This window comes from Campylobacter sp. RM16190, from assembly GCF_012978835.1.
Lineage (GTDB): Bacteria > Campylobacterota > Campylobacteria > Campylobacterales > Campylobacteraceae > Campylobacter_A.
On sequence record NZ_LIWS01000007.1, the window covers coordinates 1 to 13,195 of the forward strand.

At 34.1% G+C, this 13,195-nt stretch carries 12 protein-coding genes; 3 read left to right on the forward strand and 9 right to left on the reverse strand.

What is annotated here, in order from left to right; translation table 11 throughout:
* Window positions 1-182: 182 nt before the first annotated feature.
* Together CDOM16190_RS07835 and CDOM16190_RS07840 are read right to left on the reverse strand one after the other, a co-directional pair.
* Window positions 183-485, reverse strand: coding sequence for an HU family DNA-binding protein (locus CDOM16190_RS07835; RefSeq protein WP_169974808.1), 303 nt, complete (start codon window positions 483-485; stop codon window positions 183-185).
* A 120-nt stretch (window positions 486-605) separates the two neighbouring features.
* The gene (locus tag CDOM16190_RS07840) at window positions 606-1,343 is read right to left on the reverse strand and encodes a YaaA family protein (RefSeq protein ID WP_170019895.1); all 738 of its coding nucleotides are present in this window, start codon (window positions 1,341-1,343) and stop codon (window positions 606-608) included.
* A 133-nt stretch (window positions 1,344-1,476) separates the two neighbouring features.
* On the opposite strand from CDOM16190_RS07840, the gene CDOM16190_RS07845 reads away from it, so the two are divergent.
* Window positions 1,477-3,690 carry a flagellin N-terminal helical domain-containing protein gene (locus tag CDOM16190_RS07845; RefSeq protein WP_170019897.1) on the forward strand — a complete coding sequence of 738 codons (2,214 nt, stop codon included), beginning with the start codon at window positions 1,477-1,479 and terminating at the stop codon, window positions 3,688-3,690.
* 79 nt (window positions 3,691-3,769) lie between these two features.
* Entirely contained in the window at window positions 3,770-5,839 is a 2,070-nt protein-coding gene (locus tag CDOM16190_RS07850) for an FtsK/SpoIIIE family DNA translocase (RefSeq protein ID WP_170019899.1), read from the forward strand.
* A 2-nt stretch (window positions 5,840-5,841) separates the two neighbouring features.
* On the opposite strand, the gene truA is transcribed toward CDOM16190_RS07850, so the two are convergent.
* From truA to glmU, 7 genes are read right to left on the reverse strand one after another with little or no spacing between them, the layout of a single operon-like run.
* Window positions 5,842-6,564 (reverse strand): tRNA pseudouridine(38-40) synthase TruA, encoded by a 723-nt coding sequence (gene truA, locus CDOM16190_RS07855; RefSeq protein WP_170019901.1) that lies wholly within the window; start codon window positions 6,562-6,564, stop codon window positions 5,842-5,844.
* 1 nt (window position 6,565) lies between these two features.
* A complete protein-coding gene (locus CDOM16190_RS07860; protein WP_170019903.1) occupies window positions 6,566-7,591 on the reverse strand; it encodes an LptF/LptG family permease in 1,026 nt (341 codons plus the stop codon).
* On the reverse strand, window positions 7,584-8,336 hold the full coding sequence (locus CDOM16190_RS07865) for a prepilin peptidase (protein ID WP_170019905.1): 753 nt from the start codon (window positions 8,334-8,336) through the stop codon (window positions 7,584-7,586). The genes CDOM16190_RS07860 and CDOM16190_RS07865 overlap by 8 nt, the downstream gene beginning before the upstream one ends.
* Window positions 8,333-9,004, reverse strand: a complete 672-nt coding sequence (gene uppS / locus CDOM16190_RS07870) for a polyprenyl diphosphate synthase (protein WP_170019907.1) — start codon at window positions 9,002-9,004, stop codon at window positions 8,333-8,335. Before uppS ends, CDOM16190_RS07865 begins: the two co-directional genes overlap by 4 nt.
* A 1-nt stretch (window position 9,005) precedes the next feature.
* Window positions 9,006-9,689 carry a hypothetical protein gene (locus CDOM16190_RS07875; protein ID WP_170019909.1) on the reverse strand — a complete coding sequence of 228 codons (684 nt, stop codon included), beginning with the start codon at window positions 9,687-9,689 and terminating at the stop codon, window positions 9,006-9,008.
* Window positions 9,686-10,858, reverse strand: coding sequence for a bifunctional phosphopantothenoylcysteine decarboxylase/phosphopantothenate--cysteine ligase CoaBC (coaBC, locus tag CDOM16190_RS07880; protein ID WP_170019911.1), 1,173 nt, complete (start codon window positions 10,856-10,858; stop codon window positions 9,686-9,688). Before coaBC ends, CDOM16190_RS07875 begins: the two co-directional genes overlap by 4 nt.
* The gene (glmU, locus tag CDOM16190_RS07885; protein ID WP_170019913.1) at window positions 10,848-12,152 is read right to left on the reverse strand and encodes a bifunctional UDP-N-acetylglucosamine diphosphorylase/glucosamine-1-phosphate N-acetyltransferase GlmU; all 1,305 of its coding nucleotides are present in this window, start codon (window positions 12,150-12,152) and stop codon (window positions 10,848-10,850) included. Before glmU ends, coaBC begins: the two co-directional genes overlap by 11 nt.
* A 273-nt stretch (window positions 12,153-12,425) precedes the next feature.
* Between glmU and CDOM16190_RS07890 the strand changes: the two genes are divergently transcribed.
* The gene (locus CDOM16190_RS07890) at window positions 12,426-13,193 is read left to right on the forward strand and encodes a motility protein A (RefSeq protein ID WP_169974787.1); all 768 of its coding nucleotides are present in this window, start codon (window positions 12,426-12,428) and stop codon (window positions 13,191-13,193) included.
* Window positions 13,194-13,195: the final 2 nt, after the last annotated feature.

A 13,195-nucleotide genomic window follows, 5' to 3' on the forward strand; every position in this document is an offset into this window, starting at 1 on the left:
CTCGAACCGACACAAGGTCGCCCTTACCAGATTTTGAGTCTGGCGCGTCTACCAGTTTCACCACTCGGGCCAAAAAGAATTGTATTTTACCTAAAAGAGATAAAAGATATATTAAATTTTGAAAGAATATTTAAAATTTTGGATAAATAAGAAGCTCCGCAAGGAGCTTCTATGAAAAGAAATTATTTCTTTTTGCCTTTTTTGTTTGTAGTAGCAACAACTGCTTCTTTCAGCTTTTTGCCAACTTTAAATTTGACCGCTTTACTAGCAGGTACATCAATAACTTTCTTAGTTCCTGGAACTCTAGCTTTTCTTGCAGCTCTATCAGCTGTGCTAAAAGTACCAAAACCTATGAAGCTAACGCTACCGCCAGCAGTAAGAGCTTCTTTGATTGTCTCTAGAGCGGCATCAACAGCTTTTAGAGAATCTTTTTTTGAAAGACCAGCCTTTTCGGCGACAGCTTGAATAAATTCAGCTTTTTTCATAGAACCATCCTTTTAAGAAGTGATATATAGGCATTTTACAACGTTTTTTGAAAAAAAACAATAGTTTTGAAACCTAAATTTCATTAAAAAATGTAGTTTTTTATAAAAAAAGTGAATTTTTTATAAAATTTGCATATAAAACTCATTTTTGAATCCATTTTTTTTGATATCAATTAGCATTAAATTCTCTAAATTCAATTTGCTTAGTTCGTCAATTGTTTCAATCCTTGCTTTTGCTATTTCTCTTAAAATAATTCCTCGGTAAGCTTTGGCATAATGGCTTACGACTTTGCCATTTTTTATAAATTTAAAAGTCGTAAAAGGCTTTTTTATTTCATAAAATTTTTCATAAAATTCAGCTCTTAAGTCTAGTATGTCATCATCTTTGAGCCAGTTATCTATTGCTAAGGAAAAATGTTCTTTATAAAATTTTTCAATATTTAATTTGTCTATTTTTTCTCCCTGCTTTAGTTTATATTCACAAATTTCATCTCCAGCCAAAATGCCTCCGAATAAATTTGAGAATATCATTACGTTTTTATCGATAAAATTTTGAGCTTTAGTGTCTAAATTTTTATAGTTTAAGTGCTTGTAGGCTACGCCTTCGTATCTTAAAACAGCTTTTATAACACTTTTTTTAAAAATGTCCTCTCTTAAATTTTCGCACTCTTCTAAATTTTTAAGTCCGAATAGCTTTGATAGTTCGCTTGTTGTAGCTCTTTTTAAAAATTCATTGTATTGATTTAAAATTTCAATTCTTAGATCATATAGCTCTGGAAATATAAAGCTATTTTTGTCTATAAATTTATTTGATTTTACAGCACTTTTTGCCTCGCTTGGAGAGAATAAAATTTTCACAACCACCTCGATAAAAGTAAAATTTTAAAGTCTAATAATACTCTAAACTAAATAAATTTTTAAATTTGACGATAATTCATGAATTGGAACTTAAATTGCTTCTAAAAGTTTATAGAAATATTAGGATATAGATATGCGTATTACCAATCAACTAATGAAATTTAACGATACATACAACTATCAAGTAAATATGAAGGAACTTTATAGGCTAAATACTCAAATTTCAAGCGGATTAAAGATACAAAATTCATTTGAGAATAGCAGTATTTATAATGATGGCATGAGGCTTGATTATGAGGTTGCAACGCTAAATCAAGTTCAAGATGCGACTTCTAAGGCTGGCAGTTTTTCTCTTAATACGGATAAAGCCTTAAAAGAATTTAAAGAAAAACTTGAATTGTTTAAAACAAAGCTTGTTCAAGCCGGAAATGAGCATCATTCAAAAACTTCAAGAGAGGCTTTGGCGAATGATCTGCAAGGCATAAAAAACCATCTTGTAAATATCGCAAACACATCTATAAATGGACAGTTTTTATTCTCTGGAAGCGCTATTAATACAAAGCCAATAAATGGCACTACAAATCAGTATTTTGGAAATTCTCAAGAGATGAGAGTGGTCGGAGGCTCACAGGTTAAGCTAGCTTATAATATGCCAGGAGAAGAGTTATTTCTAGGTAGAGATGGTGATTATAACAAGCATATAAGCACAAATGTAATGCTAACCGATCAAAGCGTTTTAAATAGACATGATAATATAAAATATCTTAACGAAGAGAGCAAAATCAGAAATATGATCGGATTTAACTATGTTAAGGATGAAAAAACTCTATCCGATTTGGATTTTGGCGGACCTAATGCAAAATCATTTCAAAATACGACATTTTATCTACAGGGTAAAAAGCCTGACGGAACAACTTTTACAAGTAAATTTCAAATGACAGCTGACGCTTCCATAAAAGATCTCATGGAAAAAATCGGAACCGAATACGGAAATACTCCAAATAATAGAGTTGTAGATGTCACGATAAATAACGAAGGGCAATTTAATATCAAAGATCTATCAAAAGGAAATCAGGTAATAGATTTTCATATGATAGGTGTTACAAGAAAATTAGATAACGAGCAAGCTCTTACCGCTGCCAATATCAATGCGGCTTCTAATCATTTTAATCCTACTAATAGTCTTGAGGGCTTAGAAGCTATGGTAAATGCAAATCCAAACGACTTTGTGGTAACGGAATTTGTTAAAAGCAATTACAGGGATATAAATGGTAATCAAACCAATGCCTTTGATTACGATAGGGTGAAATTTAAAAATGACGGCAGGCATGTTGTAGGTACTGTTTCTCAGATCGCAAGAAAAAGCGGAGAATTTGCGACAGATAATACTACATTAAGTGAGGTTGCCGGAACTAAAAATTTATACAATGACGAGAGTGGAAAATATGATATTGATGGACAATCTTTGCAGATGAGTATCAAGTCAAAGCATGGCGGAAACTATACAATTAATTTGGATTTTGAAGCTGGCGGAAATGCGAAAATAAGAATTACAGGAAACGATCCTGCTGGAAATGCTGTTGATTATAATTCTAGAGTCTGGGATAGCTTTTATAATGCTACTACAAATCAAGCTAATGGTATCCAAACAGCATCTAAAAATATGACATTTAAACAATTAAATGATATTATCTCATTTACAGTTAATGATAATATTCCTGCGGTTGATGATAGCTTTAATGCGTATAAACAGGCCATTAAAGATGCTCAAGGTAGTGTAGAGGTAAATATGGATCATAGAGGAAGAATTAAGATAACTGATAAGCAAAATACAAATACTCCTATTGAGGTTGCTATTTTTGATAGAAGAAATTCGGATATTTTTGCCGGTGATAGCACTGGTAATACTCCGGCTACTTCTCAAGGAGTTGGCTCTGTTTTTACCTTTTCTGCGAACAACGCACTTGATATAGATGTGCCAAGCGTGGATATATTTAGCGATCTTGATAATATGATAGAGGCTGTAAGACTAGGACAGTATCGTGCCGATTCAAATGGACCAGATCCTAGAAATTCTGGAATCCAAGGCGCAATAGAGAGGATAGATCATATATTTGATCACGTAAATAAGCTACATACCAAGGTAGGTGCTCTTTCTAACTCATTAAAAGACACAAATACAAGAGCAAGCATACTATCGGTAAATGTTAAAACAGTAAAATCAGAGATAGTAGATGCCGACTATGGAGAGACTTATATGCATCTTATGCAAAAAATGATGTCATATCAAGCTATGTTGCAATCTGTTGCAAAGGTTAATCAGCTAACTCTATTAAACTATATGTAAAAATACGCTATAATCAGGCTTTTATAAAGGATTTAAAATTTTAAGAGAGTCGATTTTAGTTGTTGTTATATGTTTTTTAATGTTTTTTGGAGTTGCTACCATAGCTCCTGATGCAAATTTTGTAGGGAGCTTTGGTAAAATTTTAGGTGAAACAAACTTTAAACTGTTTGGATTTATCGGCTATATTTACCCTTTTGTTTTTATCTTCTTTGCTTACTATATTTGTAAATTCGTAAAAAATCTTGATTGGGATTTGGCGCAGATAGTTTCTGGGGTTATACTTTTATTTTTTGCGTTTTTGATGTTTCAGGCTAATTCAAACTCTGATTATGGCGGTCTTATAGGTAATTTTGCGATTTTAGCTTTAAAGGATATCATCGGAGTTATAGGCACATGGGTTTTTATAGCTATGATTTTCGTTTTGGCTTTTGGGCTTATTGCTCAAGAGAATATAGTGATAATACTAAAAAGAGCCTTTGTGGAACCTACAAAAAAAGAGCCTAAAAATTTAACACAAGCTCAATATAAAGAACCAAAAACGATTGCAAAAAAGAAAAAGCGTGAAAATATAGAAAATTTAAACCAAGATGAAACAAAGCAGAATTTATCTGGATATGATGAGATTTTGGATTGTGAAGAAAAAACGCAAATTTCTACTATAAATGGAGTCGAGATTTTAAATGAAGTAGTGGAGAATAAGAAGCTGCTAGATGAGCTTGATAAGGGTAAGGTAGAAAAACCAAAGGATTTTGAGCTTCCACCGCTTAAATTTCTAAACGATCCCCCAAGGCGTTCACATAATATAAATGAGGTTGAGATTGATCAGAAAATTTCAGATCTTTTGGATAAACTTCGCAAATTTAAGATAGATGGTGATGTGGTTCGCACCTACACCGGCCCTATTGTAACTACATTCGAGTTTCGTTTGGCTCCACATATAAAAGTAAGTAAGATTTTGACCTTGCAAGATGATATTGCCATGGCTCTTCGCGCCCAAACAATACGTATTCAAGCGCCAATTCCAGGCAAAGACGTAATAGGTATTGAGGTACCAAACCAAAATATAGAAACAATATATTTAAAAGAAATTTTAGATAGTGAAATTTATAAAAACGCTTCAAGCCCTCTAACTATCGCGCTTGGAAAGGATATAGTGGGGGCACCTTTCGTAACAGATCTTAAAAAGCTTCCTCATCTTCTTATAGCAGGAACCACAGGAAGCGGTAAGAGTGTGGGCATAAACGCCATGCTTTTAAGTTTGCTTTACAGAAATAGTCCGCAGACCTTACGCCTTATGATGATAGATCCTAAGATGCTTGAATTTAGCATCTATAATGATATTCCACACCTCTTAACACCGGTTATTACTCAGTCTAAACAAGCTATAACAGCACTTGCAAATATGGTCTCTGAAATGGAGCGTAGATATACGATAATGAGCCATACTCGTACTAAAAATATCGAAAGCTACAATGAGAAGATGAAAGCAGAAGGCGGAGAGCAGCTGCCATATATAGTTGTTATAATAGATGAGTTAGCAGATCTTATGATGACAAGCGGTAAGGATGTGGAAATATATATCGGTCGCCTGGCTCAAATGGCAAGAGCTAGCGGAATACACCTTATAGTGGCTACTCAGCGTCCAAGTGTGGATGTGGTAACGGGACTTATAAAGGCAAATTTGCCAAGTCGCATTAGTTATAGGGTAGGGCAAAGAGTAGACAGTAAGGTCATTCTTGATCAAATGGGTGCCGAAAGCTTGCTTGGACGAGGCGACATGTTGTTTACTCCTCCTGGAAGCCCGGGTATCATACGTCTGCACGCACCTTTTGCAAGTGAAAAAGAGATAGAAAAGATAGTGGAATTTCTAAAAGCTCAACAAGATGTCGTATATGATGATAGATTTTTAGCTGAAAATGGCACGGAAGGAGTCGGTTCTACTTCTAGCGGAGCTATTGGCAGTGGCGAACTAGACGAGCTATATGATGAAGCCAAAGAGATTGTATTGAGCGAGCAAAAGACATCCATAAGCTACTTGCAGCGTCGCCTCAAAATAGGCTATAACAGGGCTGCTACTATAATAGAACAGATGGAGTATATGGGTGTGCTAAGTCCTGTTAACGCCAAAGGGCAAAGGGATATTTTATAATTTTAGTAAAAAACTCTATTTAGATAAAGTCCGTTTGGTGGAGCTGGAATACGCGTAAGAGGTTGTTGGTTTTTTATTGCTAAATTTATTAAATCAGCCCCATTTTTAAGCTTTAAAGCCTTTAGTATTGTAGCCACCATTAAACGAATTTGAGCTCTCAAAAATCCATTAGCCTTAAAAACTATGATAGTTTTTTCTTTGTGAGAGTAGCAAAATGCCTGACTTACTTCTCTTATCGGACTTTTTGTATCGCTTCCTACCTTCATAAATGCACTAAAATCATGCTTGCCTATAAAAAGCTCCAAAAGCTCATTTGCTCTATCTATGTCAAATTTTGGCAAAAATGTTTGGTATTGACTTAAAAAAGGGTTAAAATCTCCATGATTTATAATATATCTATATTGCCTAAATTTAGCATTATATCGGGGATGAAAGTTATCATCAACTCTTAAAATTTTTTTTATATGAATATGCGGGTGAGCGTGGCGATTTATTAGATCGGCCAGTCTTTTAAAGTCTTTAAAATGATCTCCGCATCTAACGCTTGCAACTTGATTATTGGCATGCACGTCTTTATCGGTTCTAGAGCTTGATACTATCTTGTCAAAGATTCCAATATGGGCTAAGGCTATACCGAGTTCATTTTCTACTCCGTTTTCGTGCGGTTGTGTTTGAGAGCCTTGAAATTTGGAGCCATCGTAGCTAAATATTAGTTTTATTTTCAATCTAATATCTTTTTAAAATCGTTTTTTTGTAAAATAGCATCGAGCTTATTAAAAATAGAGAAAATATTGATAAAATTGCTATAAAAAGCTTTGAAGATAACATCATAATCATTGCAAAATAGGCAAACAAAACTCCAAAAGTACCAAAATATACAAATCCTTTTTCATACCTATAGGTTACCACTCCGAAACTTAATGCAAATAGGGTAGTGGCGATAGGAAAAAGTGCTATTAGAACATAGGTAGTAAAATCTCTAGCCTTTTTTTTATTCGTATTAATATCGTTCCAATACTCTAAAAAAGAGCGGGTTTTTGAAATTTTATCATTAGCGAAGGTGTTTATTTTCATATATTTAAAGTCCGCTTGATGCCAGACATCATCCTTGATATCATAAATTTTGCCGTTATTTAGCCTAAGTTCTAAGTTTGATCTATTGTTTATAATCTTTGCATTTTCAGCGATGATTAGCCTTTGGGTATCAATTTGTGGTGAATACAGTGTAACACCCTCATATGTAGTGCCGTTGATATCGTTTTTTTGACTTTGGATGTATATCATCCAGTTTGAAAATTTCTGCCCAAACTGAGTTGTCTTTAAATTTAGCTTTGCGATAGTTTTTTTATACTCTATGAAATTTCCATTTAATTCAGCTGCCGTAGGTATTAGGACTATGGCAGTTATTAGTAAAAAAACTGAAACAATAGAGCTAACTAGCATAAAAAATCTAGCAACCAAATTTGGAGAGTATCCCAAAGTAAAGATCACAATACTCTCGTTCTCTTTGGATAACCTAAAAAGTGTCATCGCCAATGAAACAAAAAACGATATAGGTATTGTAAAAAGTAGTATGCGAGGCAGCATAAATAAATATAGTTTAAAGAGCTCAAAGAATGTTATCTCTATATATGAGGTAATGCGCGCTATCTGTATAAAAAAGACTATCGACATTATAAGAAATAGTGTCGAAAACAGCGAAGCAAAAGTGCTTATAAAGTTGGTAAAAAGATAGCTATTCACTCTACCCATAAAGTTTTTCCAAAAGTTCTAAAAATTGAGGTTTTAGCAGATAAACAATAAGTAGTCCGAGGCTTAAAAACGGCACAAATGGTAGCTCGTATCCTCTTTTTCTAACTATCATGTATGCGGGTAGCGTCAAAAGAGCCGCCATGTATATCGACATAAGCCCAAGTTTAATACCTAAAATCGCCCCCATAACTCCTGCTATAAAGATATCCGCACTTCCCATAGCCTCACGCTTCATAATAATACTTACAACAAATCTGAGCAGCCAAAATGCAAACATGAAAATTACGGCGCTAATTAGCCTATCAAAGTCACTATTTTTGCCAAATATGGGTAAAACCCCGTAAATAAGAGCCAAAATAAGACTTGTGAATAAAAGAGGATCCGGAACCGCCTTGTAGCGAAAGTCGATCACGCTAAGGCAGAGCAGGATAATAAAGCAGGTTCCAATTATCACCGCCGCGTGAAGCTCTGTTTCACAAAAATAAGCAGACAGCATTAAAATTCCGCTTAAAAATTCGACCAATGGATATTGAAAGCTAATCTTATCCTTGCAAAATCCACATTTGCCGCCCAAAAAGATCCACGAAAGCATCGGCACATTGTGATAGAATTTAAGCGGAGTTTTACAGCTTTGACAGTGAGATGCTGGAAAATTTATACTTTCGCCCTTTGGCATTCTATATATCAAAACATTTCCGAAAGAGCCGATAACCGCACCTAAAATAAAAAATATCGCACCTATCATAATCCGCCAAATCTCCTACTGATTTGATAAAAATTTTGAACTATTTTTTCTAATTCCAAACTTGTAAAATCCGGCCAAAGAGTATCGGTAAATGCAAGCTCGGCATAACTTGCCTGAATAAGCATAAAATTTGAAAGTCTCTTTTCTCCACCAGTTCTAATTAGTAGGTCAATAGGTTCACTTTCATCTAAATTCGCTTCTAAATTCGCTTCATTAATATCTAAATTTTGCTCTTGCATTCTTTTAAGAGCTCTTAAAATTTCATCTTTAGTACCATAATTTATAGCCAAATTTAGCTTTAGCTTTTTATTGTCTTTAGTAAGTGATTTTAAATTTGAAATTTCATCTCTTAATTTATCGTTAAAAGGCATTATATCGCCGATCACATTAAAATTTATCTCATTTTTTATAAAGCTCTCTTTTTTTGAAACTAAGAATTTTAAAAGTAGATCCATTAAAAAATCAACCTCACTTTTTGGTCTACTCCAATTTTCAGTGCTAAAGGCGTATAGGCTTAAAATTTTTATATCATTTCTTATACAAAACTCGCACATGGCTTCGACTACGTTTGCGCCGGCCTCATGTCCTTTTGTGCGTATGAGTCCTTGCTTTTTCGCCCATCTGCCATTGCCATCCATTATAATCGCCAAATGTTTTAAACTATTCAAATTATCCCTTAAAATCGATTATAGAGCTGCTTTGAGTATAAAGTTCGTTAAATACCCCAATATTTACATCGCACTCAAATTTCTCTTTTAAAAACCTTGCAACCTTTTCAAAAGGCGTTGTTATATTTAAGATTTGAGAGTTTTTTATATTAAAAAGTAGCGGAGCGAAATTTGAAAATATAAGATAAATTTGAGCTTTTTCATTATCTTTTTTCATCTGAAAAATTCCTAAATGCTCATTATAAAAAAACGGAATATGTATGATGTTTTTCTGCAAGGCAAATAGCATATTTACGTAAATTTCATATCCTTCTTTTGTCCTGCAGGATGCTAAATTTGAAAATATATATTCATAAAACCAGTTTAAATCATCATTGATTATCAATTTTTCTATAATACTTAATCCATCTATGAGTGTGTCATGGGCTTTTAAATTAGGCTTTTCATATAGATTTTTTATCACTATATTTTCACTTCCCGAGCCTATCTCACCCCAATATTCTCCGCCTATTTTTAGATTTTTCATGCTTTTTGTGCTTAGGGTTTTGTTTGCAAATTTTAAATTATATCTATTAAAGCCAGTTTTTTCCAATACTTTTATGCTTACCGGAAGTGAGGCGTTAAGCATGATAGCGCTTTTATTTCCGCTTGCTATTTTTTGTATTTTTGATATCGAACTTATCATAAATTATAGGCCAAATTTAAGATCTCTCTTGCAATATTTTGTTTTGAATTTAGAGTTATCTCTTTAGTTTCTGAGGCTGTTATGAAGCATATTTTACTTACATCTGAGCCAAATTTTACCTCATCATCTAACACATTTAAACATACCGCATCTAAATTTTTATTTTTTAACATATTTTTAGCGTTTGTCAAGGCGTTTTTTGCATCCATTTCCATCTTAAAGCCTATTTTTTTAACATTTTTAAACTCTTTTAAAGAGCCTAAAATATCTATGTTTTGCCTTAAATTTAAACCCCAGTTGCTACCAAGACTCTCTTTTTTCAGCTTGCCAGTGAATTTTTCTTTTGGGATATAGTCGCTTACCGCAGCACTCATTACAAGCATATAGGCGTTTTGTAAATTTTCATCTATAGCACTTTTTAGCTCTTGAGATGTTTGAAATTTTATAGTTTGATATGGAGTTTTGTTTGTTTCAAAACTTGCTATTAGTGTTACATCAGCACTAGCGAAATAAAACTCGTCAGCAAGAGCCTTTGCCATCTTGCCGCTTGAAAAATTTGTAATAGCCCTTGCATCATCGATTTTTTCTATAGTAGCTCCGCCGGTTATTATAACTTTTTTGCCTTCAAATTTTGGCTCGTTTAAAGATTTTTTTACTTCGTAAATTATTGTTTCTGCATCAGCTAACGCGCCTTTTCCAAAATCCTTACAAGCCAAGGTTTTTTCTATGGGGTCTATAAATTTAACCCCATTTGATTTTAAAAACTCAAAGCTATTTTTGGTAGAAAAGTGCTCTATCATCTTTGTATTTGCTGCAGGAGCTATTAAAATGGGCGCATTTGATGCTATTAGAGTTTGCATAAAGACGTTATCACAAATCCCGTTTGCAAGTTTGTTTATCGTATTTACAGAGGCTGGAGCGATTAAAATTAGATCCATTTTGGCATAATTTATATGGTTAAGCCCAGCCTGCCAATTTTCACTTTGGCTCGTTAAAATAGGGTGATCACTAAGGGCCTCAAATCCAAGCGAAGAGCAAAATTTAAGCGCCCCATCACTAAGCATCACATAAACATCCGCTCCCTCTTTTTTAAGCATGGATAGAATCTCAAAAGCCTTGTAAAACGCGATAGAGCCGCAAACGGCCAGTAAAATTTTTTTATTTTTCATCTTTTGTGCCAAAGAATTTATAAAAAAATCCGCTTTTGTTAACCTGCTTTGTCCGGCTTATAGCAAGAGAGCCACTTTGAATATCAGAAGTTATTGTACTTCCTGCGGCTATTAAAACATTGTCTTCTATGGTCACTGGAGCGATTAGTTGAGTATCGCTGCCTATGAAGACATTTTTTCCTATTTTAGTCTTGTGTTTAGCCTTGCCGTCGTAGTTGCATGTGATAGTCCCGCACCCTACATTTGTGCCTTCTTCTATTTCACAATCTCCAAGATAACTTAAATGTCCAGCCTTGGCACCGTTTAGCTTGCCAGCCTTTACCTCTACAAAATTTCCGATATGGGTATCTTTTATATGAGAATTTGGGCGAATATGCGCCAAAGGTCCGATGTCTGAGTCTTCTATAACACTATTTTCTATCACACTTGAACTTTTTATTATAGAGTTTTTGATAATGCACTCTCCGATTATACTGACATTTTCTTCTATCTCGCACTCATCTTCAAATTTTGCCCTGCTGTCAATATAAATAGTGTCACTTAGGCGCATTAATACACCAGTCTGCATCCATTTTTTTTTGATCTCTTTTTGCATTAAATTTTGAGCCATATCTAGCTGAAATTTATCGTTTATGCCCATAAAATTTTGTTCATCCACCAAGACGGCACTGCACTTTAAATTTAGCTTATTTGCGATTTTAATAGCATCTGTTAAATAATATTCATTCTGTGCGTTTTGGTTTTGTATGAGAGGTAAAATTTTCTTTAAAGCCTCGCTTTTAAAGCAGTAACAACCTGCGTTAACGCTTTTTATTAGCCTTTGGGTTTCGCTTGCGTCTTTTTGCTCGACTATATCTTCTATAGTGCTGCCGTTCATGATGACTCTACCGTATCCTTGAGGATTTGCTGATTCAAAGATACTCACGGATATATCGGCATTTGCTGAGCTTAGTCTTATCAGATCGTTTGTTTTTACAAGAGGCATATCTCCACACATTATGATTGTTTTTTCACTTGTTAGGCAAACATCTTTAAGAGCTCCTGCCGTGCCAGGGAACTCTTTTAAATTTTGCTCATAAATTTTTGTTTTTGGGAAAAATTCTTTTATTTTAGCCTCTACAATCTCTTTTTGATAGCTTAAAACCACGCTTACATCATCGCTTATTTCGTAGGCTTTTCTTAAAATATGCACTATCATAGCCTCTCCGCAAAGCTCGAAAAGCACTTTCGGTTTTGTTGATTTCATCCTTGTTCCAAGACCTGCAGCAAGCACTACCACGCCTATATTGCTCATTTTAATTCCTCGAGGTGTTTAAAAATTTGAAATAAATTTTATCTTGTAGTTGCTAAATAGTTGATTAACTAATATCTTAATTATTAGTATACAACTTTAATAATTATTACTAATTTTATTCAAAGACAAGATAGCGTTTCTATTTCATTATCAATATATTTTATCTATATCTATAAAAATTTAAAAAAGAGCTAATATTAATCAAATTTTAACTGCTTTTCAACTAAAAGAAATTAAAATAGTAAAAAATTTTAACTGCAAAGAGGGTTTAGAATGGATTTAGGAACCGTTGTTGGTTGGATTTTGATTATGGTTTTGCTATTTGGCTCGATGGCCATAGGCGTTGGTATCGGTCCTTATATAGATATTCCATCTGTTATGATTGTTTTTGGAGGAACTGCTGGTTGTCTATTAGTTGGCTTTAAAATGGAGCAGATGAAAAAGCTGTTTACGTTTTATGGTGTTGCAGTTAAGCCAAAACTTTTTAATCTTCCTGAAATAGTTAAAAAAATGGTTGAATATTCTACGAAAGCAAGAAGAGATGGAATCTTAGCTCTTGAAAATGACGCTAACAACGAAACTGACGAATTTTTAAAAAAGGGCCTTTCTATGGCTGTAGATGGTAATGAGCCAGACGCCATTAGAGCTTTGCTTGAAATAGATATGGAGCAAACCAGCTCAAGACATACTGATAATATTAAAATTTTTGATCAGGTTGCAGGTTTTGCAGGCTCTATGGGTATGATAGGAACGCTAATCGGACTTGTTGCGATGCTTTTAAATATGTCAGATCCTTCGGCGATTGGTCCATCTATGGCTGTTGCTTTGATAACCACTCTTTATGGAGCGATGATAGGAAACATACTAGGAGCTCCGGTGGCAAATATCCTTAGCATTCGCGATAAGGATGAAAGCCTTGCTAAAACAATAATAATCGAAGGTATTATGGCTATTCAAGCAGGTGACAACCCAAGAACTCTTGAAACAAAACTTTTATCCTTTTTGCCGCCAAAAGATAGAGTAAGTCAGTTTGATAGGTAATA

Bases quoted from the DNA above. Each gene is read 5' to 3' on its own strand.
- CDOM16190_RS07865 (WP_170019905.1), bottom strand. From the start codon at position 8,336: ATGATAGGTGCGATATTTTTTATTTTAGGTGCGGTTATCGGCTCTTTC.
- coaBC (WP_170019911.1), bottom strand. From the start codon at position 10,858: ATGAAAAATAAAAAAATTTTACTGGCCGTTTGCGGCTCTATCGCGTTT.
- CDOM16190_RS07860 (WP_170019903.1), bottom strand. From the start codon at position 7,591: ATGGGTAGAGTGAATAGCTATCTTTTTACCAACTTTATAAGCACTTTT.
- CDOM16190_RS07890 (WP_169974787.1), top strand. From the start codon at position 12,426: ATGGATTTAGGAACCGTTGTTGGTTGGATTTTGATTATGGTTTTGCTA.
- CDOM16190_RS07845 (WP_170019897.1), top strand. From the start codon at position 1,477: ATGCGTATTACCAATCAACTAATGAAATTTAACGATACATACAACTAT.
- glmU (WP_170019913.1), bottom strand. From the start codon at position 12,152: ATGAGCAATATAGGCGTGGTAGTGCTTGCTGCAGGTCTTGGAACAAGG.
- CDOM16190_RS07850 (WP_170019899.1), top strand. From the start codon at position 3,770: ATGTTTTTTGGAGTTGCTACCATAGCTCCTGATGCAAATTTTGTAGGG.
- CDOM16190_RS07835 (WP_169974808.1), bottom strand. From the start codon at position 485: ATGAAAAAAGCTGAATTTATTCAAGCTGTCGCCGAAAAGGCTGGTCTT.
- CDOM16190_RS07875 (WP_170019909.1), bottom strand. From the start codon at position 9,689: ATGATAAGTTCGATATCAAAAATACAAAAAATAGCAAGCGGAAATAAA.